This is a genomic window from Sphingomonas sp. BK069 (assembly GCF_014193405.1).
Lineage (GTDB): Bacteria > Pseudomonadota > Alphaproteobacteria > Sphingomonadales > Sphingomonadaceae > Sphingomonas.
In genome coordinates this window covers 881,440-906,015 of record NZ_JACHZH010000001.1, presented here as the reverse complement: position 1 = coordinate 906,015, position 24,576 = coordinate 881,440, and the positions used below count along the sequence as shown (strand labels likewise).

Sequence of the window (24,576 nt, the reverse complement as noted above, 5' to 3'; positions counted from 1 at the left end):
AACCGCTCGCGTGATTGGTCACGTCAGTGGTCCTGTCAGGTATTGACCTTCATGGCAGATTGATGAAACAGGGGCAAAAGTTACCTTTACCAATAAAAACAAATTAGAGGGTTCGCCGATGACGTCGCAGCACCATGTCTCCCTCGCGGCGCTCGCCGCGGCCCTCCTCGCAGCGACGCCGGCGCTCGCACAGCAGGCGGACGCACCCCCCGACTCGACCCAGGCGACGGGGCAGGCGACTCCGGAGCGCGCCGAGGCGATCGCGGGCGAGCAGGGCAACCAGGCGCCCGCGGCCGCCTCGACCGGCGACGTGGTCGTCACCGGCACGCGCATCCAGCGCCCCAACGTCACCTCCGCCGCGCCGATCACCTCGGTGACCACGCAGGACATCCGCGCGCAGGCGCCGGTCAACGTCGAGGACGTGCTCAACCGTCTGCCGCAGATCGCGCCCGACAGCCAGCAGACCTACAACGACTCGGACGGCCGCCAGCGCATCAAGCTGCGCAGCCTCGGCTTCGAGCGCACCCTGGTGCTGATCGACGGCAAGCGGCTCGGCACGCAGAACGGGCAGGACGTCGGCATCATCCCGCCATCGCTGCTCGAGCGCGTCGACGTGCTGACCGGCGGCGCCTCCTCGGTGTACGGCTCCGACGCGGTCGCGGGCGTGGTCAACTTCGTCCTCAAGAAGGACTTCGAGGGGCTGCAGCTCGACGCCAACTACAATTTCTACAATCACAACAACAAGGACACGATCGTGTCGCCGCTGGCGCGCGCGGCCGGCTTCAGCAGCCCGCGCGGCTGGACCAACGACGGCGGCCGCGCCGACGTGACGCTGACCGCGGGCAAGAAGCTGTTCGACGGCGCGCTGCGGCTGAGCGGCTTCGTCAACTACCGCAAGACCGAGGAGGTCGGGCTCACCGACCGCTCGAACGCGGGCTGCTACCTGACCCAGCTCCAGGCCAATGGCCCGCTGTCGTGCGGGCTAACCCCGAGCAGCTCGACCAGCGGCCTGATCACGCCGCGTGCGGGCGCCAACGCCGGCGCGCAATATGTCAACAATCCTGACGGCACGCGCAATTTCGTCCCCTTCGCGGCGGGCGCGGGCAACGCCTCCAACTATTTTAGCGGCTATGCTTACCAGCGGCCGTCGGAGCGGGTGAACGCGGGCGGCTTCGCCAGCCTCGACCTCGGGCCCGACGCCGAGCTCTACACCTCGGGCATCTGGTTCCGCGACAAGTCCTATAACAACTATCCGACGATCGCGAGCGGCACCGTCAACGTCAGCTGCGGCAACCCGTATCTGTCCGCGGCGCAGGCCGGTGCGATCGGCTGCGCGGCGGGCGTGGCGAGCGTGCCGATCGACCTGCGCTATCGCCTCGGCGAGGGCAGCGACCGGCCCGATACGTACATCAACACCGGCGTCCGGCTGACCGGCGGCGTGCGCGGCAAGGTGGGCGATGCCTGGACCTATGACATCGGTGGCGTCTACGCGCGCAACCATCAGGACTATACACCGAGCTTCGGAATCCCCGGTCGTCTCCAGGATGCGGTCAACGTCGGCGGCACCGCGGCGTCGCCTACCTGCGCGAGCGGCGCGGCCGGCTGCGTGCCGTTCGACATCTTCAGCGCGGGCAACAGCGACCCCGCGCTGATCAACTATCTGTTCGGCACGGGCACCTCGGCGACCACGGGCACCCTGTACGACGTTCAGGCCAACATGACCGGCGACCTGGGCAAATACGGCATCACCTCGCCGTTCGCCGAGCAGGGCCTCGCGATCGCGCTCGGCACCGAGTATCGCAAGGATACGCTTAAGTCGGTTGCCGACGCGTCCTACCGCGGCGTGCTGGGCGGCAACGACACGTATCTCAGCCAGGACGTGTGGGAGTCGAACATCGAGGTCCAGGCGCCGCTGGTCGAGCACAAGCCGTTCGCCGAGCTGGTGCAGCTCAACGGCGGCTTCCGCGTCTCGAAGTACAGCAGCAACCCGAGCACTTTCACTACCTGGAAGGTGGAGGGGATCTACGCCCCGATCAGCGACCTGACCTTCCGCGCCTCGTTCAACAAGGCGCAGCGCGCGCCGACCGTGGTGGAGATCCGCCAAGCCACCAACATCGAGTTCGCCGCGGGTGGCTCGGGCACGTTCAACGACTTCTGCGCGCCGACCGTGATCAACGGCGCCAACGGCGTCAGCTATGGCGCACCCGTTGCCTCGCGCGAGGTGTGCCGCGCCACCGGCTTGTCCGACGCGCTCTACGGCAGCCAGACTCTGCTGTGCAGCAACGGCACCACGCCTAACGGCACCGCTGCCTGCTCGGTGCGCTCGGGCGGCTTCACCGCCGATCCGGAGACCGCCTACACGCAGACCTATGGCCTAGTGGTGAAGCCCCGCTTCCTGCGCGGCTTCGTCTTCTCGGTCGATCGTTATCGCATCAAGATCAACGACTCGCTCGGCTACAACGACTATAGCTATTACACTGACGGCTGCCTGCGCTCGGGCGGCGACCAGTTCTTCTGTCAGGGCATCGTTCGCAACGCCAACGGCACGCTGTTCTCGGCGGCGGGGTCGAGCACCGGTTTCATCCGCCAGGGTACGACCAACTATTACACCTCGATCGCGCGCGGCTGGGATTTCCAGGCGCAGTACACGCTCAACCTCGAGTCGGTCGGCCGCTTCGACATGTCGTTCAACGGCTCGCTGACGACGAACGCGGGTGGACAGGACTCGCCGCTCCAGCCCGAGCGCAACTGCGCCGGCTATTACGGCAACGGCTGCGGCCAGCTGATCCCGAAGTGGAGCCACGGGCTGCGCGGCACCTATACCACGCCTGACCAGAAGTTCGGCGCCTCGCTCAACTGGCGCCACGTCGGCTCGCTGACCAACGCCAACAACTCGGGTGACGAGGCGATCGGCGGCACGCCCGAGCGCGCGCTGACGAACTATTATCGCGTCGACCCGGCCGACTATTACGACCTCGCGCTCAACTTCGCGGTGTCGAAGCAGTTCTCGCTGCGGTTGATCGCGAATAACCTGCTCGACAAGGCAGCGCCAATCGTGCCGGACTCGTACAACATCAGCCTCGCGCGCAGCAACACCATCCCGCAGCGCTACGACTCGCTCGGTCGTAACATCGCGGTCGCCACGACGATCAAGTTCTGATCGGTCCGGTGACGCTTCCGAGGCGAGGACCTCGGGGGCGTCACGCCCGGCGGCTAGACCGCTGCCGTTGTGGCGGCGGTCAGTTCATCGCCGCGTAGCTCTTCTCCTCGATCAGCTCGGACTCGAGCGCCAGGTTGATCGCGCGCTTCAGCCGCGCGCGCTCGTCGTTCTTGAAATACACTGAGCGCGCGAGCTGGATGAAGTCGGTGCCGAACGACGCCGCAGCCTCCTCCTGCCGGATCGCGTCCTCGATCTCCCACAACTCGCGGTTGATCGATTTGAGTTGGCCGAACAGCGGCGCGATCGCCTGCTGCCCGATAACGCCGGCGCCGATGTCGCTCAGCGCCTCATGCTCGCGGGCGACGTTGGCCCGCGCCTCGGCGCGCGCGATCCGCTCGCGCTTGATCTCGAGGATGGTGATCTTGTCGAGCAGCTCACCCCAGGAGACGGGCACCGACGGGCTGGGCAGGCTGGCCATGGATCGTCTCTCCCTGATCGTCGAAGAAAGCGTCGAGCTCGCTAGCCACTCCGGCTAGCACCGGCGTCCAGTCACCGACGCGCGGTTGCGCGTGGAGGCGCAGCGTCGGGTACCAGTCGCTGTCGTGGCGGGTCGGGTCCCAGCGCCAGTCCGGCCGATGTTTGAGCAACAGCCAGGTCGGGCGCCCGAGCGCGCCGGCGAGATGCGCCACCATCGTGTCGACTGTTATCACCGCGGCGCAACCGGCGACCAGCGCGGCGGTGGCGGCGAGATCGAAGGGACAGCCGTCGGGATTGATCACCGGCAGCATCGAGGGCGCGGCAACGAGGGAGAGGCAGCGGTACCGTTCGGCGACGGGGGCGAGCAGCGCCTCGGGTAAGGAGCGGTCAGGGTCCCAGTCTCCCGCCTGGTGACATAGTCCGACGCTTAGCGCCGGGATCGGCGCGGGGGCGACGCGGAGGTAGGAAGCCGGAACATCGTCCGGCGCCAGCTCCAGCGCGCCGGGCAGCTCGGTGATCTCGATATCGCAGGCGCGCGGCTTGAGTGGATGCGCTGGGTCGAAGCCATGGAGGCTCACCTCGGCGATCCCCGCGAGCAAGGGGTGCAGCCGTGCCGGCGCCTCGACCGTCACGCTCCTGGCGCGGTGTGCGAGCGCGGGTAGGTAGCGCGCGAACTGGAGCGTGTCGCCGAGGCCGTGGTAGCAGCGCACCAGCACGTCGACGCCCTCGACGGGGCGGCCGTTCCACACCCAGCGCTCGTGATAGGGTAGGCTGGGGTCATCGCGCGTCGCGGGATCGCGTGCGGCGATGACCTGGCGTTCGAGCGCCCAGGCGGCGGCATAGTCGCGCGCGCGCATCGCCTCCGCCCAGCTGCTATGTAGCTCCATGCGGGACGAACCGCGCGAGAGCCATGCCGGTTCCCTCGTAGCGCCGGCGTGACAGAATTAAGCGTCTGATTTGGTGAGCTTCGTCGGGACGGAACGAACCCCTTCCGGTCGAGCGCAAGCCACTCAGACCAGTTCGCGCCCGCCTTTCCACATGCGCAGCAGCTTGCCCTGCACCGGCAGCCCGTCGAAGGGCGTGTTGCCGGCCTTGCCCGGCAGCGTGTCCGCATCGATGCGCCACGGCGCGTCGGGGTCGAGGAGGATGACGTCGCCCGGCAGGCCTGGCAGCAGCGCGCCCGTGTCGAGGCCGAGCAGCGCGGCGGGGGCGCGCGCGAGCAACGCGAACAGCCGCGGCAGCGACACGCGCCCGTCGCGTGCCAGTCCGAGCGCGAGCGCGAGCAAGGCCGCGGCGTCGGCCGCGCCGGGGCTGGCGTCGGCGAAGGGGAGGCGCTTCTCCTCGGGTCCGCGCGGATCGTGGCCCGAGCACAGCAGGTCGATCGTCCCGTCGACCAGCGCGGCGAGCGCGGCGTGGCGGTCGGTCTCGCTCCGCAGCGGAGGCGATAGATGCGCGAAGGTGCGAAAGTCGCTCATCGCATTGTCGGAGAGTAGCAGATGCGCCGGGGTGATCCCGCACGTCACGCGCACGCCGCGCGCCTTGGCCGCCCGCACCAGCGCGAACCCCGCCGCGGTGGTGACCGCGCGGAGGTGGAGCCGCGCGCCGGTCTCTTCCGCCAGCATCAGGTCGCGCGCGATCGCCAGCGCCTCTGCCACGGCGGGAGCGGCGGGCAGGCCGAGCCGCGACGCGGTCTCGCCTTCGCTCGCGACCGCGCCGCGCGTCAGCCCGCCGTCCTCGGCATGCGTGATCACAGTCACGTCGAGGTCGCGCGCGTAGCTCAGCACGCGGTGCATCACGCCGGAGTCGGCGATCCAGCCGCGGCCGGTGCCGACCGCGCGCGCGCCGGCGGAGAGGCAGATCGCCATCTCGGCCAGGTCGGCGCCGGCGAGCCCGCGCGTCGCCGCCGCGATGGGGTGGATCCACAGGTCGGGCCGGCCGATCAGTGCCAGCCGCTGCACTGCGCCGGGCTCGTCGAGCACCGGCACCTGATCGGGCATCGGCGCGACCCGGACGATCCCGCCGGCGCGCGCGGCGGCGCGGTCGATCCGCGCCACGCCGATGTCGATCAGGGCGGGAGCGAGCACCCTGCCGCGGCAGTCGACCCGCAGCGCGTCGGCGGGGGCGGGGCCGTCCGCGATCACGCCGTCGACAACCAGTAGCTCGCCCTCGCGCTCGCCGCGCTCCGGGCAGACCAGCCGCGCGTCGGTGAACAGGATCGCGCGGTTCATGCCCAGCCCTCCACGCCGCGCGCGCGCCGCGTCAGCACGTCGAGACAGGCCATGCGCACCGCGACACCCATCTGCACCTGCTCGGTAATAGCCGACTGCTCGACGTGATCGGCAACCGCCGAGTCGATCTCGACGCCGCGGTTCATCGGCCCGGGATGCATGATCAGCGCGCCGGGCGCGTGCTTGGCGAGCCGCTCGAGTGTGAGCCCGTAGCGCAGGTGATATTCGCGGCTCGACGGGACATAGCCGCCCGCCATCCGCTCGGTCTGAAGCCGCAGCATCATCACCACGTCGGCGCCCTCCATCGCGCGATCGAAATCGGTGAAGGCGGTGACGCCGAAGCGCTCGATGGCGGGGGGCATCAGCGTCGAGGGCGCGCAGACGCGCACCTCCGCGGCGAGCGCGGTAAGCGCGAGGATGTTCGAGCGGGCGACGCGGCTGTGGAGCAGGTCGCCGCAGATCACCACGCGCTTGTGCGCGATGCCGCCGAGGCGGCGACGGATCGTCAGCGCGTCGAGCAGCGCCTGGGTCGGGTGTTCGTGGCGGCCGTCGCCGGCGTTGAGCACGGGACAGTCGACCTTGCCCGCGATCAGCCGCACCGCGCCCGAAGACATGTGGCGGATCACGATCACGTCGGCGCGCATCGCGTTGAGCGTCTGCGCGGTGTCGATCAGCGTCTCGCCCTTCTTCACGCTCGACTGGGCGGCGTGCATGTTGACGACATCGGCACCGAGCCTCTTGCCCGCGATCTCGAAGCTCAGCAGCGTGCGGGTCGAATTCTCGAAGAAGGCGTTGATCTGGGTGAAGCCAGAGAGGCGGCGGTCGGGCGCGGCGCGGGTGCAGTTGGCTTCCACCCAGGTCTCGGCCTCGTCGAGCAGGAAGGTGATCTCGTGCGGCTCGAGCCCCTCGATGCCGGTGAGATGGCGATGCGGGAATACCGCGCCGCCGGGGATCAGGGTGCCGGGGCGGTGGTCCGATTGGGTCATCGAGCGCGGTGCCTAGTCCGCGCTCCCCGGCGGCGCAAGCGGTTCGCCCTGCTCCGCCGGCGCCAGCACCAGCGCGTCGATCGCGGCCTGAAGGATCGTGGCGGCCGCGTGATTGTCGATCCGCTCGGCACGCTTGGCACGGCTCATGTCCTGCGCGATCAGCGCGCGCTCGGCGCTGACGGTGGACCAGCGCTCGTCCCACAGCAGCAGGGGCAAACCAAGGTCGGCGCAGTTGCGCGCGAAAGCCCGGGTCGACTGGGTGCGTGGGCTCTCGCTGCCGTCGAGGCTGAGCGGCAGGCCGATTACCCAGCCGACGACCTGCTGCTGGGTCGAGAGCGCCAGCAGCGCGGCCTTGTCGGCGCTGAACTTGGTGCGGCGGATCAGCTGCGCGGGGCTGGCGAAGCTCCAGCCGGCGTCGCACAGCGCGGTGCCGATCGTCTTGGTGCCGACGTCGAGCCCGAGCAGCCGGCCGCCGTGCGGGAGCGAGGCACGGAAGGCGGCAGCGGTGGTGGCGATCGCCACGCGCGGGCTGGGCGCGTTCATCGGTGGTGGCCTTTTCGCGCCGTCCTTGTCGTCACCCCGGACGTGTTCCGGGGTCTATCGGGCCGCGTACCGAGCGGCCGGCGAGCGCGCGGACGGGTGGATCCCGTGACAGGTCCGGGATGACTTAACAGGTTAGAGCGATTGCTTCCCACGCTCACTCCGCCGCCAGGCGCCGCGCGGCGTCGGCGCGGACGTTGGCCCAGAACAGGCTGTAATCGTAGACGTGGTAATTGTTGCCGGGCAGCGTGTACGGCCCGAGGTCGGGCGGGCTGCCGATCAGCAGCAGCCCGCGCCCGGCACAGCGGGCGCCGATCGTGCCGGCGCGGATCGTCGCGCTCGACAGGTCGGCGTTGGGGTAGAGCGTCCCCAGATTGGCGCTTGCGGGCGCGCTGCCGCCATTCGCTCCCAAGAGCGGGTTGGTGCACAGCAGCGGCGTGCCGCGCCGCGCGCGGCCGTCGAAGCCGGTGGTGCGATCGAACGTGTCGAGGATCAGCGACGGATCGGCGGGCTCGGCGAAGCTCTGCCATGCCAGCACGCAGCCGCGCTGGTCGGGCGACGCGCAGGCGGGCAGGCCGAGTGCGGGAAGGTCGGTGGTGGTCGAGATCGGCCAGCCGATCGCGTAAGCGGCGACGATCCGTTTCGCCAGCGGCTTGCCCGCGACACGGTCCTTCAGCAGGTGAGTCAGGTGGAGCGCACCCTGGCTGTGCCCGGCGAGGATGATCGGCCGGTCGGGGGCGATCTCGGCGAGGAAGACGTCGAAGGCGGCGAGCAGGTCGCGATAGGCGAGCGCCAGCGCCTGGTCCGCCGCGGCCTTGTCGGTGAGAAAGGCGCCGAAGGTCGCCTGGCGGTAGCGCGGCGCCCAGATCTCGCCCGCCTCGTTGAAGGCGCTCGCCTGACCGCGGAGGAACAGAGCCGCGCGATCGTTGGCCTCGCGATCGTCGAGCGGGGCGTTCCAATGCGCGCGGCTGAGGTAAGAAGTGGGGTGGATGAAGAACACCGCCGCACCGCCGTGCGTCTGGCGGGGCCGATAACCGGGCGGCGTCCAGCGCGACGGGTCGTTCGCCAGCGACGGTCGCGCCAGCCACATCCGATCGTCACGATAGTCGGCGACACTCAAGCCCGGCTGCGCGCGGAACGTCTCCCCCGGCACGAGCGCGGCGCGCATCAGCGAGACGCCCCAGATGCGGTAGGCGAGCAGACCGGCGAGCGCGAGCACGATCAGGCCGGCGACGACGTAGAGGAATTTACGGACCAAGCGTATGCCACCATGCTGCGGTGCAGCAAAGTCGCTGTCGCCGCAATCGCAAAGGAGGTGCCTCAGAGTTGCGATCCGCGCAACCGCGCGCGTGCCGGCGCGGTTGCGTTGCGGCGGGGCTCGCGGTAGCGCGCCGGCTATGTCCGTTGATATCGCAACCGTGCGGCGCATCGCTGGGCTCGCCCGCATCGCCATCACCGAGGAGGAGGCCGAGCGGCTCTCCCCCGAACTGGGTAACATCCTCGACTGGATCGAGCAGCTCGGCGAGGTCGACACCGCCGGGATCGAGCCGATGACCGCGGTGATCGCCAATCGCCTGCGGCTGCGCGACGATGTCGTGACCGACGGCGGCATCCGCGAGTCGGTGCTCGCCAACGCGCCCCAGGCCGAGCACGGCTTCTTCACGGTTCCCAAGGTGATCGAGTGACGATCGCCTTCGATCGTCGCTCGATCATCCCGGCGCAGGCCGGGATCTCCTCCCGCATGGACGACCTCTCGTGACCGACCTCACCGATCTCGGCATCCGCGACATCCGCGACGGCGTGCGCGCCGGCACGTTCAGCGCGCGCGAGGTGGCCGAGGCCTTCACCGCCGCGGTCGCCGCCGCCAAGCCGCTCAATGCCTTCCTGGTCGAGACCCCCGAGCACGCGCTCGCCGCCGCGGACGCCGCCGACGCGGCGCGCGCCGCGGGTGAGGCGCCCAAGCCGCTCGCGGGCGTGCCGATCGGGATGAAGGATCTGTTCTGCACGAAGGGCGTGCCGAGCACCGCCGCGAGCCACATCCTCGAGGGCTTCACCCCCGGGTATGAGTCGACCGTGTCGCAGAAGCTGTGGAACGCGGGCGCGGGCATGCTCGGCAAGCTCAATATGGATCAGTTCGCGATGGGCTCGTCCAACGAGACGAGCCACTTCGGCAACGTCGTGAGCCCGTGGCGCCGCGCCGACGGCGGCAACGCGCCGCTCGCGCCGGGCGGCTCGTCGGGCGGCAGCTCCGCCGCGGTGGCGGCGCGGATCGCGCCGGGCGCGACCGGCACCGACACCGGCGGCTCGATCCGCCAGCCTGCGGCGTTCACCGGCATCTCGGGGATCAAGCCGACCTACGGCCGCTGCTCGCGCTGGGGTGTGATCGCCTTCGCCTCGTCGCTCGACCAGGCCGGACCGATGGCGCGCGACGTGCGCGACTGCGCGATCATGCTCGAGGCGATGGCGGGCTTCGACCCGAAGGACGCGACCTCGCTCGACCTCGAGGTGCCGCGCTGGGAGGCGGGGCTCAACGCCTCGCTCAAGGGCAAGCGCGTCGGCATCCCGATGGAATATCGCGTCGACGACATGCCGGCCGAGATCGACGCGCTGTGGCAGCGCGGCATCGACTGGCTGCGCGACGCCGGCGCCGAGATCGTCGAGGTGTCGCTGCCGCACACGCGCTACGCGCTGCCGGCCTATTACATCATCGCCCCGGCCGAGGCCTCGTCCAACCTCGCGCGCTACGACGGCGTCCGCTACGGCCTGCGCGACCTGCCCGACGGCGCCAATCTGCAGGAGATGTACGCGCGCACCCGCGCGGAGGGATTCGGCGACGAGGTCAAGCGCCGCATCCTGATCGGCACCTATGTACTGTCGGCGGGCTTCTACGACGCTTATTACTCCCAGGCGCAGAAGGTGCGCACGCTGATCGCGCGCGACTTCGAGCGCGCTTGGGCCCAGTGCGACGTGCTGCTGACGCCGACCGCGCCCTCGGCGGCCTTCGCGCTGGGCGAGAAGGCGGCTGATCCGCTGGCGATGTACCTCAACGACGTCTTCACCGTGCCGTCGTCGCTCGCTGGCCTGCCCGCGATGAGCGTGCCGGGCGGGGTCGACGCGGGCGGGCTGCCGCTCGGCCTTCAGATCATCGGCAAGCCGCTCGACGAGCAGGGCGTGCTCGACGCGGCGCTGGCGATCGAGGAGCGCGCCGGCTTCGTCGCGCGACCGGGGCGCTGGTGGTAGACGGTAATACCGCTGGCGAATAATACTTCGCGGATGGGCAAGCTGACCGATCTGACGTCGAAGGGGCAGGTGACGATCCCGAAGGACGTTCGCGATGCGCTCGGCCTTCGTCCCGGCGAGCCGGTCGAGATCGAGTTGCGCGGCGAGGGAGAGGCGGTGACCCGCCGCGGTCCTGTTCGGGTGACGGCCGACCCAGCCAGGGTCGCGGCGGCGCTCGAACGCATTCGGCGCGTCCAGCGAGATCATCATCACCTCGCTGAAGGGCTCGATCCGGACAGCTATATGGCTGGCTTGCGCGAGCCGGTTCCTTTGCCGCGCGAGATCGGTGAATGACCTTCCTCGATAGCAATATCCTGCTCGATCTTCTCGCACACGCCTCGGCCTTCGGCGACCGGAGCGCGTCTCAGCTCGCGTCGGCCACCGCGATCGGTGCGGTCGCGATCAGCGTCGTCGTGCTGGCCGAATGTGCCGGCCGCTGCGCCGATCGTGAGTCACAGCGCGGTTACCTGGATCGGCTCGGTATAGCGGTGCAATCGCTCGATGCCGCAGCGGCGTTCTGCGCCGGTGTCGCGCATCGCGCCTACCGTCAGGCCGGCGGCCCTCGCATCGCGGTGCTCGCCGACTTTCTCATCGGGGCTCATGCAGCGACGAGCCCGCAGCCTTCGCTGATTACCCGCGACCGCCAACGTTTCGCTGCTTATTTCCCCGACCTCACCCTCATCACACCCGAGACCGATCATGGCTGACGCATCCACCCCCTATCGTATCAAGGGCGACACCGGCGACTGGGAGGTCGTGATCGGCCTTGAGGTCCACGCCCAGGTGACCAGCCAGGCCAAGCTCTTCTCGGGCGCGGCGACGGCCTTCGGCGCCGAGCCCAACACCCAGGTCTCGCTGGTCGACGCGGCGATGCCCGGCATGCTGCCCGTGCCCAACCGCGAGTGCATCCGCCAGGCGGTGCGCACCGGCATGGCGATCGACGCGCAGATCAACCGCTGGTCGCGCTTCGACCGCAAGAATTACTTCTACGCCGATCTCCCGCAGGGGTATCAGATTTCTCAGCTTTATCATCCTCTTGTCGGCGCAGGCTCGGTCGAGATCGAGGACGGCGAGACGGTCAAGACGATCGGGGTCGAGCGCATCCACGTCGAGCAGGATGCGGGCAAGCTGATGCACGATCAGCACCCGACGCGTTCTTACGTCGACCTTAATCGATCGGGGGTGGCGCTGATGGAGATCGTCAGCCGCCCCGACATGCGTTCTCCTTCGGAAGCAGGGGCTTACCTGCGCAAGTTGCGGGCGATCCTGCGCTACGTCGGCTCATGCGACGGCAATATGGAGGAGGGTTCGATGCGCGCCGACGTCAATGTCAGCGTGCGGCGCCCCGGCGCCGAGTTCGGGACGCGCACCGAGACCAAGAACGTCAACTCGGTTCGCTTCGTGATGGCGGCGATCGAGCATGAGGCCAAGCGCCAGGTCGAGCTGATCGAGGGCGGCGGCACGGTTGTGCAGGAGACGCGGCTGTTCAATCCCGACAGCGGCACGACGCGGTCGATGCGCTCCAAGGAGGACGCGCACGATTACCGCTATTTTCCCGATCCCGATCTGCTGCCGTTGGAACTGGACGAGGCCTTCCTCGAGGCCTGCCGCGCGAGCCTGCCCGAGCTGCCCGACGCCAAGCGCCAGCGCTACGAGTCGCTCGGCATCACGCCGTACAATGCCGAGGTGCTCACCGCGGAGGTGGAGAGCGCGCGCTGGTTCGACGCGCTGCTGGAGCAGGGCGCGGCGCCGGTCCCGGCGGCGAACTGGGTGACGAGCGAGCTGTTCGGCGCGCTCAATCGACTGGGCAAGTCGATCGGTGACAGCCCCGTGCAGCCGGGCCAGGCGGCCGAGCTGCTCGCGCTGGTGGCGGACGGCACGCTCTCGGGCAGCCTCGCCAAGCAGGTGTTCGAGGCGATGCTCGAGACCGGCGACGCGCCGGGCAAGATCGTCGAGGAGCGAGGGCTCAAGCAGACCAGCGATACCGGCGCGATCGAGGCGGTGATCGGCGAGGTGCTGGCCAAGAACCCGGGCCAGCTGGAACAGTATCGCGGTGGTAAGGTGGCCTTGTTCGGCTTCTTCGTCGGGCAGACGATGAAGGCGATGGGCGGAAAAGCAAACCCTCAGGTCGTCAATGACCTGCTGAAGAAGGCGCTGAACTGAGCCAGTCGCCCGCTTGCCGGTCGGCAGGCGGGCGGTACTTCCTTCCACGGCGGCGGGGTCGTCGACGAGGGGGAAGGACTGTCAGTCTGTCGCGTCGTCCTAGCGGCCTGCTGCGTCGCGCTCGCTTGTGTCGCCGCCGGACCGGTCTTGGCGCAGGAGCGATCGGCGGTGCGACCGGGCTTCACCCTGCCGCGCGGCACCGCGCATATCCTGCTGCTGCGCCCGCATATCCGGTCGGCGCGCAGTCGACCGCGGGTCTCTTCCAGGCCAACGCCGACTGGACCGCACAGGCACGCGAGCAGATCGACGCCGCGCTGGCCGCGGCGCAGCGCACGCTCGGCAACGAGGTGGTGCGCGTCCCCGAGGCGATCGGCGCCGACACGCGGTTGATCGCCGACTATCAGGCGCTGTTCGCCGTCGTCGCCCAGTCGGTCATCGACTGTCAGTTCTTCAAGGGCAAACGGCTGCCGACCAAGAAGCGCGCCGGCCAGTTCGACTGGACGCTCGGCCCGGACGTGGCGCGGATCGCGCGCGGGCAGGGGTGCGACTATGCGCTCTTCGTCGATACCAAGGACGCTTATGGCTCGACCGGGCGCAAGATCTTTCAGGTGCTCGCCGCCGTGACGGTCGGTGTCGGGGTCAGGTCGGGCGAGCACACGGGCTATGCCGGGCTCGTCGACCTGCGCACCGGCGATCTGGTGTGGCTCAACGCCGATCGGCAGATGGGCGGCGACGTGCGCACGCCCGAGGGCGCCGCCAAGCGGGTCGCCGAGTTGTTCGAGGGTTTTCCGGGTAGCGCCGAGGTGCCCGCCGCTCTCACGGTCTCGCCGAAGGCGCGTTGATGGCGTGTGCGGTCGTCCGTGTGGCGCTCACGCTTGCCACACTCTGCCTCCCGCTCGAGTCCGTCGACGCGCGAACTGCCGACCCGATACTGCCGCCCTTCGCCGCCGCGTATCAGCCCCGCACCGCTGCGGAGCGCGGGCTCTGGATGCAGGCCGACGAGGACGAGCGCCAGCCGCGCGACTCGCACCTGCTGATCGACGATGCCGCCCTCAACGCCTATGTCCGCCATGTGCTGTGCCGCACCGTCGGCGAGGAACGCTGCCACGCCGTCCGGCTGTACGTGCTCCGCGTCCCGGCGATGAACGCCACCACCAGTGCCAGCGGCGCGATCTCGGTGTGGAGCGGGCTGCTGCTGCGCGTGCGCGACGAGGCCGAGCTCGGCGCGGTGCTGGGGCATGAGTTCGCGCATTTCGAGCAGCGCCATATGTTGGCGCTCCAGCATCGCCGGCTCGGCGCGAGCGATCTCGCTGCCTGGACGGCGCTGTTCGCGGGCGGGGCGGCGCCGTTGGTCAGGCTGATCGCGACTGCCAACACCTATTCGTTCAGTCGCGCGCAGGAGAGCGAGGCCGATCCGCTCGGCCTACGCTTCGTCGCCGCCGCGGGCTATGATCCGCGCCGCGTTGCCGAGGTGTGGGCCCGCCAGATGGACGAAGCCGATGCCAGGGCGGCGGGTCGCAAGCAGCGCTCGCGCCGCTACGACGGAGCCCACCTGCTCGACACGCATCCGACCGACCTGGAGCGTATGACCGCGCTGCACGCCGCCGCGGCGGCGCTGCCCGCGGGGGGCGTGACCAAGGCGGCGGCCTATGCCGCGGCGCTGCGACCGTGGCGCGCGGCGTTCCTGGCCGATCAGATCAAGCTCAACGACTTCGGCGGCACCGACTATCTGCTCGGCTAGGTGGCGCAGGACGGCTGGAGCGAGGACCTGCTGTTCGCGCGCGCCGAGCTTTACCGCCAGCGCGGCTACCCGCGCGACCTGGTCGCAGCCGCCGACTTCTACCGTCAGGCGCTCGCGCTCGACCAGCGCCACGCCGAGAGCCACCGCGGGCTCGGCATGGCGCTGCTCCGCGGTGGCGAGGCGGAGGCGGGGCGCGCCGAGCTGCGACGCTATCTCGAGCTTGCGCCCACCGCTGGCGACGCCGCGATGGTGCGCGCGCTCGTCTCATGAAGGATCGCCCGATGAACCGCTTGCTCGGCGCGTGCGCGCTGCTGCTCGTCGCGACCACCACGCCCGCCCGCGCGCGCAATCGCCTGGTCGAGGCGGGCCGCCCGGTCGCCGTGGCGCATGACACGTTGACGGTGACGCCCGATCGCGAGTGGAACGAGCTCGGCTGGCGAGCGGGCCCACGCTGTGAACGCTGGACCCTCGATGGGGAGGCGCTCAACGCGGTCACGTTCTGCGGTGCGGTCGAGAGCGGCAGGCCGCTGTTCCGCGAGGTGTGGAAGCACGATCAGCCGCTCCCGCATTTTTCCACGCCGATGCTGCTCACCGACGTGCCCGATCTCGTCGAGAAGAGCTACCGCATCGCGCTGGGTGCGTCGCTGATGACGATCGACTCGGCCGAGCCGGCGCGGCTCGACGGCGAGCGCGCGATCCGCTTTCGATACACCTTCACGCGACAGGAGGAGGTAGAGCGGCACGGCGAGGCAATTGCCGCGATCCGCGGCAAGAAGCTGTACTGGATGAGCTACGAGGCGCCCGCGATCCATTATTACGCGCGCGATCTGGAGAGCTGGCGCCGACTCGCCGCGACCGCGCGATTCCGCTGAGCCGGCCGAGGCGAGCGCCGGCCGGCTCAGTCGAGCCTCACTGCTGATTATACTCCTGGTTCTTCACCTCGCCGCCGGTTCCGCTGTTGCCGTCGAACTCGCCGGTGTCGGTGAAGCGCGCCGGCTCCTTGCCGCCCTCGCCGCGCGCGACCGCGTCGCTGCGCGCCTCGACCGCCTGCTGAATGTCGGGACGCTCGTCATCGCGGTTCGGGATGGGGTCGATCTCTCGCTCGGTCATGTCGGTCTCGCTCAGATGCTGGGATTGGCGGGCGCAGGGTCGCCGGCGGGCGCCCCGGGGGCGGGGACGTCGATGTCGGGGCCGGGCGGGTTGATCTCGGGCGGCGGCGCGTCGGGCGTGCCGGGTGAGGTCGGCTGCGGCACGTCGGGCGGGCTGACGGGGTTGGTGGCCATCGCTTTTCTCCTTTCCGGGTCAACGTATCGACGCCCGCGGAGTTGCCCGTTCACGGCGCTTGCTCCGGCCGCGCCCGCGGTATAGAGCCCGCCGACCGGCGGTGTCCGACTTGCGGGCGTGGCGGAACTGGTAGACGCGCCAGATTTAGGTTCTGGTATCGCAAGATGTGGGGGTTCGAGTCCCTTCGCCCGCACCAGTCCCCGCGCTTCACGCGGGGTGGCCATCACTCATCCTATTCCAGACGAAAGCGGCCTATGCAGACTGTCGAGACGTTGAACGAGGGCCTGAAGCGCGCCTACACCGTGACCATCCCCGCCAGCGCGATCGCGGGGCGGGTCGACGCCGAGCTGAAGCGCGTCGCGCCGCAGATCCGCATGCCTGGCTTCCGCCCCGGCAAGGTGCCCGCCAACCTCGTGCGCAAGATGCACGGCCCGGCGCTGCACCAGGACGCGCTCAACACCTCGATCCAGGAGGGCATCCAGGCGCTGATCAGCGAGAAGCAGCTGCGCCCCGCGATGCAGCCGTCGGTCGAGCTGACCGAGGGCTATGAAGCGGGCAAGGATGCCGAGCTGAAGGTCGAGCTGGAGGTGCTGCCCCAGGTGCCGGCCCCCGCGATCGAGGGGCTGAAGCTGGAGCGTCTCACCGTGCCGGTCGACGACGCGGCGATCGACGTCCAGCTCAAGCGCTTCGCCGACATGCAGAAGCGCTGGGAGGATGCCGGCGACAAGGCGGCCGAGACCGGCGACCAGGTGACGATGGACTTCGTCGGCAAGACGCTCGACGGCGTCGCCTTCGAGGGCGGCACCGGCAGCGACATGGCGGTGGAGCTCGGCGCGGGTCAGCTGATCCCCGGCTTCGAGGACCAGGTCGTCGGGGTCAAGGCGGGCGACGAACGCCAGATCACCGTGACCTTCCCGGAAGATTACGGCGCCAAGGAGCTGGCCGGCCAGCAGGCGACCTTCGACCTGACGATCAAGGCGGTGAAGACCGCCGCCGAGAGCGCGATCGACGAGGAGCTCGCCAAGGCGCTCGGGCTCGAGAGCCTGGACCAGCTGCGCGGGCTGCTGCGCGGCCAGATCGAGCAGGAGCACAACCAGCTCACGCGCACCTATATGAAGCGCAAGCTGCTCGACCAGCTCGCCGAAGGGCATGATTTCGAGGTGCCGCCGTCGATGGTGGAGGCCGAGTTCAACCAGATCTGGCAGCAGCTCCAGCACGAGGCGACGCACGAGCCCGATCCCCAGGCGGCGCTGGCCGAGATGGAGGCCGAGCGCGACGATTACCGCAAGATCGCCGAGCGTCGCGTCCGCCTCGGTCTGCTGCTGAGCGAGATCGGCCAGGCCAACGGCGTCGAGGTGTCGCAGCAGGAGATGAACCGGCTGATCGCCCAGGCCGCGCAGCAGTATCGCGGCGAGGACCAGCAGCGCTTCGTCCAGTACATTCAGCAGGACCCTATGGCCGCCGCGCAGCTGCGCGCGCCGCTGTACGAGGACAAGGTCGTCGACTTCCTGTTCGACAAGGCCGAGGTGACCGAGCGCGAGACGACGCGCGAGGAGCTCGAGGCGGCGATCGAGAGCGAGGACGGCTTCGCGACCGGCACGCACCACCACGACCACGACAACCACAAGCCCAAGCAGACTCGCGGCAAGAAGAAGTCGGCCGCGAGCGACGGCGAGGGTGGCGCGACCGAGGGCGAGACGCCCGCGGCCGAGAAGCCGGCGAAGAAGTCCGCCGCGAAGAAGGCGGTCAAGGTCGACGAGGCGGTCGAGTCCGGGGTCAGCGCTGACGAGGCCGCGGCCGAGGCCCCCGCGAAGAAGCCGCGCGCCAAGAAGGCGGCGCCGGTGAGCGAGGAGACCCAGGTGCTTGAGTCCGATCCAGCCGCGGCCGAGACGGCGGCGGGCACCGAGGCCGCCGACGCGCCGGCACCCAAGCGCACGCGCGCCAAAAAGCCCGAGTAAGCGGGCGACGACGTCACCGCGACAGCGAAGGAGCCGGGTTGCCATAATGCAGCCCGGCTCTTTCACGTTTCGGTCGGGATCATCGTCTAGGATGACGACAAGGTGAGCGGATCAGGGCGGCAGGACGGCGGATGCAGGGCGGCATGACGGTGGAAGAGACGCGGTCGGCGCCGCGCGTGGCGGTGCTGCTGCCATGCTACAATGAGGAGGCCGCGATCGCCGAGACCATCGCCGGCTTCCGCCGCGCGCTGCCGGCCGCGACCATCTATGTCTACGACAACAACAGCCGCGACGGCACCGTCGCGGTGGCGCGCGCCGCCGGTGCGGTGGTGCGTACCGAGCGGATCCAGGGCAAGGGTGCGGTGGTGCGGCGCATGTTCGCCGACGTCGACGCCGACGTCTATGTCATGGCCGACGGCGACGCGACCTATGACTCCGCGTCGGCGCCCGCGATGGTCGCGCGCGTGCTCGACGAGCAGCTCGACATGATCGTCGGCACGCGCGTGGGCGAGGCGGCGGCCGCCTATCGCCGCGGCCACCGGCTCGGCAACAGCCTGCTCACGGGCATGCTCACGCGGTTGTTCGGCCGGAGCTTCAGCGACATCCTCAGCGGCTATCGCGTCTTCTCGCGGCGCTTCGTGAAGAGCTTCCCGGTGTTGTCGGTCGGCTTCGAGATCGAAACCGAGATCAGCGTCCACGCGCTCGAGCTCAAGATGCCGCTCGGCGAGGTCGAGACGCCCTATTACGCGCGCCCGGAGGGCTCGGTGTCGAAGCTCAGCACCTACAGCGACGGCTGGCGCATCCTGCGCACGATCGCGACCCTGTACCGGATCGAGCGACCGCTCTGGTTCTTCGGCGGGGCGGGGGCGCTGCTCGCGCTGCTCGCGATGGTGCTCGCCGCGCCGCTGGCGCTGACCTACGCGCACACGGGTCTCGTGCCCCGGCTGCCGACTGCGGTGCTGGTGACCGGGCTGATGATCCTGGCGGCGCTGTGCGGCTTCGCCGGGCTGATCCTCGACACGGTCGTGCGCGGCCGCCGCGAGGTGCGGCGGCTCGCTTATCTCGCGCAGCCGGCGCCGCGGCGGGGCGCCGGCGACGGGGCTTGAACAAGCTGCGGGGAGCGCCGATGTTGGCCGCCTTCAGGGCATAAGAGAGTTATTCCATGCACAATCCGTTCGAGACCGGCGACTTCGCAGGCGCCTTGGCGCGCGCCGGCGTCGGCATGCAGCAGACCCAGGCCGGACTCGTCCCCATCGTGATCGAGCAGTCGAACCGCGGCGAGCGCTCGTTCGACATCTTCTCGCGGCTGCTGCGCGAGCGGATCGTGTTCGTCACCGGCGGGGTCGAGGACGGCATGGCCTCGCTGATCTGCGCGCAGCTGCTCTTCCTCGAGTCGGAGAACCCGAAGAAGGACATCTTCATGTACATCAACTCGCCGGGCGGCGTCGTCACGGCGGGCATGGCGATCCATGACACGATGCAATATATCCGCCCGCGTGTCGGCACGCTCTGCATCGGTCAGGCCGCCTCGATGGGCTCGTTCCTGCTGGCCAGCGGTGAGCCGGGCATGCGCGTCGCCACCACCAACAGCCGTATCATGATCCACCAGCCCTCGGGGGGCGCCCAGGGCATGGCGGCGGACATCGAGATCCAGGCGCGCGAGATCCTGCGCATGCGCCACTTCCTCAACTCGCTCTACGCCAAGTACACCGGCAAGCCGCTCGAGGAGATCGAACTCTCGATGGACCGCGACAAGTTCATGAGCGCCGAGGAGGCCAAGGAGTTCGGCCTGATCGACGAGGTCTTCGACAAGCGCCCCGTGCCGAGCGAGGACGTCAGCGCTGCGGCGTGATCCGGCCGACCGGCGCGACCCACCGCGGCGCGCCGGTCTACCGCGGCGGCGGGCTCCGCGCCGCGGGTCAGCGCCGGGCCGCTACGCCCTTGAAGCCGCGGGGCAGAGGATAGATATTGCGGTTCGGCGACACCGCGGGGTCGCGCCGGCGACGGCCCAGATTTTCGCGGCATTGTACGTTGTTGCTTAAGGTGCAGTGCGATAGCCTGCGCCGCGCCCAGGGCAGGCGCCATGCCTGCGACGAAGGATGATCTGAATGACGAAACTCAGTGGCGGCGATAGCAAGAGCACGCTCTATTGCTCGTTCTGCGGCAAGTCGCAGCACGAGGTGCGCAAGCTGATCGCCGGCCCCACCGTGTTCATCTGCGACGAGTGTGTCGAGCTGTGCAACGACATCATCCGCGAGGAGACGAAGTCGGCGCTGGTCGCGAAGAAGGACGGCGGCGTGCCGACCCCGCAGGAGATCTGCGACGTGCTCGACGATTACGTCATCGGGCAGAAGCAGGCCAAGCGCGTGCTCTCGGTGGCGGTGCACAATCACTACAAGCGGCTGAATCACGGCGCCAAGGGCGCGGACGTCGAGCTCGCCAAGAGCAACATCCTGCTGGTCGGCCCGACCGGCTGCGGCAAGACGCTGCTGGCGCAGACGCTCGCGCGCATCCTCGACGTGCCGTTCACCATGGCGGACGCGACGACGCTCACCGAGGCGGGCTATGTCGGCGAGGATGTGGAGAATATCATCCTCAAGCTGCTTCAGGCCTCCGACTATAACGTCGAGCGCGCGCAGCGCGGCATCGTCTACATCGACGAGATCGACAAGATCAGCCGCAAGGCGGAGAACCCGTCGATCACGCGCGACGTGTCGGGCGAGGGCGTGCAGCAGGCGCTGCTGAAGCTGATGGAGGGCACCACCGCGAGCGTGCCGCCGCAAGGCGGTCGCAAGCACCCGCAGCAGGAGTTCCTCCAGGTCGACACGACCAACATTTTGTTCATCTGCGGCGGCGCCTTCTCGGGTCTCGAGAAGATCATCGGCGACCGTCTACAGGGCAAATCGATCGGCTTCGGCGCCTATGTCGCGTCTCCGGAAGAGAAGCGCACCGGCGAGGTGCTGCGCCAGACCGAGCCGGAGGATCTGCTCAAGTTCGGCCTCATCCCCGAGTTCGTCGGCCGCCTGCCGGTGATCGCGACGCTCGAGGATCTCGATGTGCCCGCGCTGGTCAAGATCCTGGCCGAGCCGAAGAACGCGCTGGTGAAGCAGTATCAGAAGCTGTTCGAGATGGAGGAGGTCAAGCTCGGCTTCACCGACGACGCGCTCACCACCGTCGCCAAGAAGGCGATCGAGCGCAAGACCGGCGCGCGCGGGCTTCGCTCGATCCTCGAGGCAATCCTGCTCGACACGATGTTCGATCTGCCCGGGATGGACTCGGTGGACGAGGTGATGATCGACCGCGACGTGGTCGAGGGACGCAAGGAGCCGGTCCGCGTCTACGCCGAGAAGAAGAAGGCCGGCGAGGTCGCCTGATCGTTCCTCCGCCACGATGCTGGGCCGGGGTGGAGAGCGGCGGGTTCCTCCGGAACCTGCCGACATCCCGGACCTGGTCGGGGATCCAACGTGCCGTTTGTTCGGATAGGATGGCGTAGCGCGAAAGGTGGATCCTGAGACAAGCTCAGGATGGCGGCACGGGGAGGGACGCGGTCACATCGCAGCGCGTCCATCCAGTCTTTGTATGAGCCCCGTGCAGGGCGTCGCGGCACGGCCGCGGCGCCCTTCTTCTTTGCTTATCATGTCCGGCGGATCGCACCGGCCGGCTCGCGCATTGCCTCAGCATGCAGACGACGACCGACGCCCCGCTGCCGCCGCCCCCCGCGCTGATGCCCTGGTGGGCGGTCTGCTTCCCGCTCGCCGGCCTCCTCGCGGTGCTCGCCAGTCTCGCCAAGGTCGGCAACGCGGGCACGATCGCGGCGGCGGTGATCCTGTTCGGCGCGGTGCTCGCGGCGGTTCATCATGCCGAGGTGGTGGCGCATCGCGTCGGCGAGCCGTTCGGCACGCTGGTGCTCGCGATCGCAGTGACCGTGATCGAGGTGTCGCTGATCGTCTCGCTGATGCTGTCCGACGCGGGGGACGCCTCGGCACTGGCGCGCGACACCGTGTTCGCGGCGATCATGATCATCCTCAACGGCATCATCGGCCTGTGCCTGATGGTGGGCGGCGTGATCCACGGCGAGCAGCGCTTCTCGCTGCGCGGCGCGAGCGCGGCGCTGTGCACGCTGGCCGCGCTGGCGATCCTGACACTGGTCCTCCCGAACTACACCTCGACCACCGCCGGGCCGAGCTATTCGACGTCGCAGCTCATCCTGGTCGCGGTGGTCAGCCTGTTCCTCTACGGCGTGTTCGTGATGGTGCAGACGCTGCGCCACCGTGACTATTTCCTGAGCGCCGAGGGCGAGGAGGATCATGGCGCCGTACCCGACGTGCGCACCACCTCAACCGCCTTCGCGCTGCTCCTCGTCGCGCTGGTCGCGGTGGTGCTGCTCGCCAAGGCGCTGTCGGCAACGATCGAGCGCGCGGTGCTCGACGCCGGACTGCCGCTCGCCGTCGTCGGCGTGGTGATCGCGGCGCTGGTGCTCGCGCCGGAGAGCCTCGCCGCCGTCCGCGCCGCGCGGCGCAATCGCATCCAGACCAGCCTCAATCTCGCGCTCGGCTCGGCACTGGCGACGATCGGGCTGACGATTCCGGCGGTGGCAATCGTCAGCCTCGTGCTCGACCTGCCGCTCGCGCTCGGGATCGGCGCGAAGAGCCTGGTGCTGCTCGCGCTCTCGCTGTTCGTCGCGACGATCTCGCTCGGCAACGGCAGAACCACCGTGTTGCAGGGCGCGGTGCATTTGGTGATCTTCGCGGTCTATCTGTTCACCACGGTGGTACCATGAGCTGGCAGCTCACCGCGAACGCTGTCGTGCCGCCAGCGCGATGCCGGCCGCGATCTGCAGCACGGCATAGGCGCGCCGTCGCCCCGGCCGGTCGACGAAGGGTGCGACCAGCGCCTCCGCCCCCAGCGCGCGCTCCTGCCAGAGCGCGACGTGGCGGCGCGGGTGGAGCAGCCCGAGAATGCCGTCGCCGATCATGAAGACCGCCGCCATCTCGGCGCCGCGTCGTGCCAGTAACTGGCTCATCTCGAGGTCGTCGGTCGCGCGCGCCATGCCTGATACTCCTCCACCGCGACCGAGCGGCGCAGCACGCGCGCCGCCGGGTCGATCGTGACGTGCGCTCCGGCCGGGACGCGCACCTCACCCGGCACCGCGACGCGCCGCACTTCCTCTCCGACCTGGACCTCGACCGGCATCGCGAAGACGCGTGGTCGCTCGGTCTTCCAGGCGAGGTGAAGCAGGTCGCCGTCTTGCGTCGCCAGCAGCTCCGGTAACGCACGGTCGCGCAGATAGGTGTCGAAGAACCAGCGATAATCCTTGCCGGTCACGCGCGCGACGATCGCCTCGAAGTCGCGCGTTGAGCCGTAGCGGGGGCGAAAATTGCCGGGGCTCGGGTCGGGGCGGCCGTAGACCAGCCGCCGCACCGACCCGTAGAAAGCGGCGTCGCCGATCAGCCAGCGCAACGTGTGGAGCGTCCAAGAACCTTTGTAGTAGATGTCGGTTCCCGCGCCGCCCTTGGCGGGCTCATACACCTCCTCTTCGGTGAGCACGCGGTCGCGCACGATCGGGGCGCGGTTCGCAATCTGGTTGCGCTGTGCCTCGAGCATCACGGCGTAGCGCGCCTCGCCCTCGCGCCAGCGGCCGTAGAGCGGCTGCATGTAGCTGCCGAAACCCTCGTGCAGCCAGTAATCGTCCCAGTTGGCGGCGGTCAGCTGGTTGCCGAACCACTCGTGCGAGAATTCGTGGTGGAAGAGCCAGTCGAACCCCTCGGGCGCCTTGGCATAGCCGTTGCCATAAGCGTTGATCGTCTGGTGCTCCATGCCCTTGTGCGGCGTCTCGACCACGCCGAGCTTCTCGTCGCCGAAGGGATAGGGGCCGATCACCGTCTCGAAGAAGTCGAGCGTCGGCGCGAACTCGGCGAAGAGTGCGCGCGCCTGCGCCTCCTCGCCCGGCAGATACCAGTAAGCGAGCGGGATTTGGTTGCCGTAGCGGCTGCGATAGCGACCCTCGATCACTTCATAAGGGCCGAGGTTGATCGCGATGGCATAGGTGTTGGGCTGGCGCGCGCGCCAGTGCCACAGGCTGCGCCCGTCGGGCAGCGTGTCGACGCCGAGCAGGCGGCCGTTCGACGGCGCTTTCAGTCCCGGAGGCGCGGTAATGTGAAGCAATGCCTCGCCCGGCTCGCCCTCGGGGAAGTCGAGGCAGGGCCAGAGCAGGTCGCAGCCATAGCCCTCGGTCGTGGTCGCGATCCAGGGATGGCCATCTGGCGTGGTCGACCAGACAATGCCGTCGTCCCACGGCGCGTTGACCGCGACGTGCGGCGTCCCGTCATAGGCGATGTCGACCGCGGCGGTCGCGTCCTTCGCCAGCGGCACCGCGAGCGAGAGCTGGCCGTCCGGGCGCCGCACCGACGTGGCCGGGAGTGCGCGGCCGTCGACCGTGACCGAGCGCACCGAGTAATTGGAGTCGAGGTCGAGCAGCAGTCGCGGCACCGTGGCCGCCGCGCGCACACCGAGGCGGGCGCGCGCCGTCAGCGTCCGCCGTGCGGGGTCGAGCTCGAACCAGAGTTCGGCCGAGACGAGCCGGAGCGCAGCCTGCTCGGGCGGGCGGACTCCGCCCGAGCGCTGCGTCTGCGCGGTGATCGCAGGCTCGCCCTTGCCGGGCAAGTGTGGCCGCTGCGCCGCGGTGGCGCCGCTCACGGCCAGCGCCAGGGCGGTCGCAGACACTGCCAGATTGATGCGGCGCCCCCACACACCATATAAA

General features: G+C 69.4%; 25 protein-coding genes and 1 tRNA gene. 16 read left to right on the top strand and 10 right to left on the bottom strand.

Annotated elements, in window-relative coordinates; genetic code table 11:
- Window positions 1–118: 118 nt before the first annotated feature.
- On the top strand, window positions 119–3,160 hold the full coding sequence (locus tag FHY02_RS04575) for a TonB-dependent receptor domain-containing protein (protein ID WP_183920682.1): 3,042 nt from the start codon (window positions 119–121) through the stop codon (window positions 3,158–3,160).
- A 79-nt stretch (window positions 3,161–3,239) separates the two neighbouring features.
- Here FHY02_RS04575 and FHY02_RS04570 read toward each other — a convergent pair whose 3' ends face one another.
- The 6 genes from FHY02_RS04570 to FHY02_RS04545 form a co-directional block, all read right to left on the bottom strand.
- A complete protein-coding gene (locus tag FHY02_RS04570; RefSeq protein ID WP_183920681.1) occupies window positions 3,240–3,638 on the bottom strand; it encodes a DUF6165 family protein in 399 nt (132 codons plus the stop codon).
- Entirely contained in the window at window positions 3,595–4,524 is a 930-nt protein-coding gene (locus FHY02_RS04565; RefSeq protein ID WP_260172607.1) for a glycosyltransferase family 9 protein, read from the bottom strand. Before FHY02_RS04565 ends, FHY02_RS04570 begins: the two co-directional genes overlap by 44 nt.
- Before the next feature lie 123 nt (window positions 4,525–4,647).
- A complete protein-coding gene (locus tag FHY02_RS04560; protein ID WP_183920680.1) occupies window positions 4,648–5,865 on the bottom strand; it encodes an amidohydrolase family protein in 1,218 nt (405 codons plus the stop codon).
- Complete coding sequence (locus FHY02_RS04555; RefSeq protein ID WP_183920679.1) at window positions 5,862–6,851, bottom strand: aspartate carbamoyltransferase catalytic subunit; 990 nt, start codon at window positions 6,849–6,851, stop codon at window positions 5,862–5,864. The genes FHY02_RS04560 and FHY02_RS04555 overlap by 4 nt, the downstream gene beginning before the upstream one ends.
- A 12-nt stretch (window positions 6,852–6,863) precedes the next feature.
- Entirely contained in the window at window positions 6,864–7,394 is a 531-nt protein-coding gene (gene ruvX, locus FHY02_RS04550) for a Holliday junction resolvase RuvX (RefSeq protein ID WP_183920678.1), read from the bottom strand.
- A 154-nt stretch (window positions 7,395–7,548) separates the two neighbouring features.
- A complete protein-coding gene (locus FHY02_RS04545; protein ID WP_183920677.1) occupies window positions 7,549–8,649 on the bottom strand; it encodes a DUF3089 domain-containing protein in 1,101 nt (366 codons plus the stop codon).
- Between the two features lie 139 nt (window positions 8,650–8,788).
- Here FHY02_RS04545 and gatC point away from each other — a divergent pair, with 139 nt between their 5' ends.
- From gatC to FHY02_RS04505, 9 genes are all read left to right on the top strand, one after another.
- Window positions 8,789–9,076 carry an Asp-tRNA(Asn)/Glu-tRNA(Gln) amidotransferase subunit GatC gene (gatC, locus tag FHY02_RS04540; RefSeq protein WP_183920676.1) on the top strand — a complete coding sequence of 96 codons (288 nt, stop codon included), beginning with the start codon at window positions 8,789–8,791 and terminating at the stop codon, window positions 9,074–9,076.
- Window positions 9,077–9,146: 70 nt separating this feature from the next.
- Window positions 9,147–10,631, top strand: a complete 1,485-nt coding sequence (gatA, locus tag FHY02_RS04535; protein WP_183920675.1) for an Asp-tRNA(Asn)/Glu-tRNA(Gln) amidotransferase subunit GatA — start codon at window positions 9,147–9,149, stop codon at window positions 10,629–10,631.
- Window positions 10,632–10,664: 33 nt separating this feature from the next.
- Complete coding sequence (locus tag FHY02_RS04530) at window positions 10,665–10,964, top strand: AbrB/MazE/SpoVT family DNA-binding domain-containing protein (protein ID WP_183920674.1); 300 nt, start codon at window positions 10,665–10,667, stop codon at window positions 10,962–10,964.
- Window positions 10,961–11,377 (top strand): type II toxin-antitoxin system VapC family toxin, encoded by a 417-nt coding sequence (locus tag FHY02_RS04525; protein ID WP_183920673.1) that lies wholly within the window; start codon window positions 10,961–10,963, stop codon window positions 11,375–11,377. Before FHY02_RS04530 ends, FHY02_RS04525 begins: the two co-directional genes overlap by 4 nt.
- The gene (gatB, locus tag FHY02_RS04520; protein WP_183920672.1) at window positions 11,370–12,833 is read left to right on the top strand and encodes an Asp-tRNA(Asn)/Glu-tRNA(Gln) amidotransferase subunit GatB; all 1,464 of its coding nucleotides are present in this window, start codon (window positions 11,370–11,372) and stop codon (window positions 12,831–12,833) included. The genes FHY02_RS04525 and gatB overlap by 8 nt, the downstream gene beginning before the upstream one ends.
- Before the next feature lie 125 nt (window positions 12,834–12,958).
- Entirely contained in the window at window positions 12,959–13,675 is a 717-nt protein-coding gene (locus FHY02_RS04515) for a hypothetical protein (protein WP_311731771.1), read from the top strand.
- Window positions 13,675–14,574: a M48 family metallopeptidase gene (locus tag FHY02_RS04510; protein ID WP_260172606.1), complete on the top strand. Its 900-nt coding sequence runs from the start codon at window positions 13,675–13,677 to the stop codon at window positions 14,572–14,574. The genes FHY02_RS04515 and FHY02_RS04510 overlap by 1 nt, the downstream gene beginning before the upstream one ends.
- Window positions 14,575–14,844 (top strand): tetratricopeptide repeat protein, encoded by a 270-nt coding sequence (locus tag FHY02_RS22845; RefSeq protein WP_260158766.1) that lies wholly within the window; start codon window positions 14,575–14,577, stop codon window positions 14,842–14,844.
- Between the two features lie 11 nt (window positions 14,845–14,855).
- Window positions 14,856–15,446, top strand: coding sequence for a hypothetical protein (locus FHY02_RS04505; protein ID WP_183920671.1), 591 nt, complete (start codon window positions 14,856–14,858; stop codon window positions 15,444–15,446).
- Between the two features lie 37 nt (window positions 15,447–15,483).
- Here FHY02_RS04505 and FHY02_RS04500 read toward each other — a convergent pair whose 3' ends face one another.
- Window positions 15,484–15,684, bottom strand: coding sequence for a hypothetical protein (locus FHY02_RS04500; RefSeq protein ID WP_183920670.1), 201 nt, complete (start codon window positions 15,682–15,684; stop codon window positions 15,484–15,486).
- A gap of 11 nt (window positions 15,685–15,695) precedes the next feature.
- Window positions 15,696–15,857, bottom strand: coding sequence for a hypothetical protein (locus FHY02_RS04495; RefSeq protein ID WP_165927005.1), 162 nt, complete (start codon window positions 15,855–15,857; stop codon window positions 15,696–15,698).
- 112 nt (window positions 15,858–15,969) lie between these two features.
- Between FHY02_RS04495 and FHY02_RS04490 the strand changes: the two genes are divergently transcribed.
- The 6 genes from FHY02_RS04490 (at window position 15,970) to FHY02_RS04465 (ending at window position 22,596) form a co-directional block, all read left to right on the top strand.
- Window positions 15,970–16,054: transfer RNA gene (locus tag FHY02_RS04490), tRNA-Leu, on the top strand.
- Between the two features lie 58 nt (window positions 16,055–16,112).
- Window positions 16,113–17,816, top strand: a complete 1,704-nt coding sequence (gene tig / locus FHY02_RS04485; protein WP_183920669.1) for a trigger factor — start codon at window positions 16,113–16,115, stop codon at window positions 17,814–17,816.
- A gap of 131 nt (window positions 17,817–17,947) precedes the next feature.
- Window positions 17,948–18,922 (top strand): glycosyltransferase family 2 protein, encoded by a 975-nt coding sequence (locus FHY02_RS04480; RefSeq protein WP_260172605.1) that lies wholly within the window; start codon window positions 17,948–17,950, stop codon window positions 18,920–18,922.
- A 56-nt stretch (window positions 18,923–18,978) separates the two neighbouring features.
- The gene (locus FHY02_RS04475; protein ID WP_183920668.1) at window positions 18,979–19,668 is read left to right on the top strand and encodes an ATP-dependent Clp protease proteolytic subunit; all 690 of its coding nucleotides are present in this window, start codon (window positions 18,979–18,981) and stop codon (window positions 19,666–19,668) included.
- A 256-nt stretch (window positions 19,669–19,924) separates the two neighbouring features.
- Window positions 19,925–21,190: an ATP-dependent Clp protease ATP-binding subunit ClpX gene (gene clpX / locus FHY02_RS04470; RefSeq protein WP_183920667.1), complete on the top strand. Its 1,266-nt coding sequence runs from the start codon at window positions 19,925–19,927 to the stop codon at window positions 21,188–21,190.
- Between the two features lie 305 nt (window positions 21,191–21,495).
- The gene (locus FHY02_RS04465; protein WP_260172604.1) at window positions 21,496–22,596 is read left to right on the top strand and encodes a calcium:proton antiporter; all 1,101 of its coding nucleotides are present in this window, start codon (window positions 21,496–21,498) and stop codon (window positions 22,594–22,596) included.
- A 9-nt stretch (window positions 22,597–22,605) separates the two neighbouring features.
- Here FHY02_RS04465 and FHY02_RS04460 read toward each other — a convergent pair whose 3' ends face one another.
- Together FHY02_RS04460 and FHY02_RS04455 are read right to left on the bottom strand one after the other, a co-directional pair.
- Entirely contained in the window at window positions 22,606–22,866 is a 261-nt protein-coding gene (locus FHY02_RS04460; protein ID WP_183920666.1) for a hypothetical protein, read from the bottom strand.
- A complete protein-coding gene (locus FHY02_RS04455) occupies window positions 22,836–24,539 on the bottom strand; it encodes a M1 family metallopeptidase (RefSeq protein ID WP_311731770.1) in 1,704 nt (567 codons plus the stop codon). Before FHY02_RS04455 ends, FHY02_RS04460 begins: the two co-directional genes overlap by 31 nt.
- Window positions 24,540–24,576: the final 37 nt, after the last annotated feature.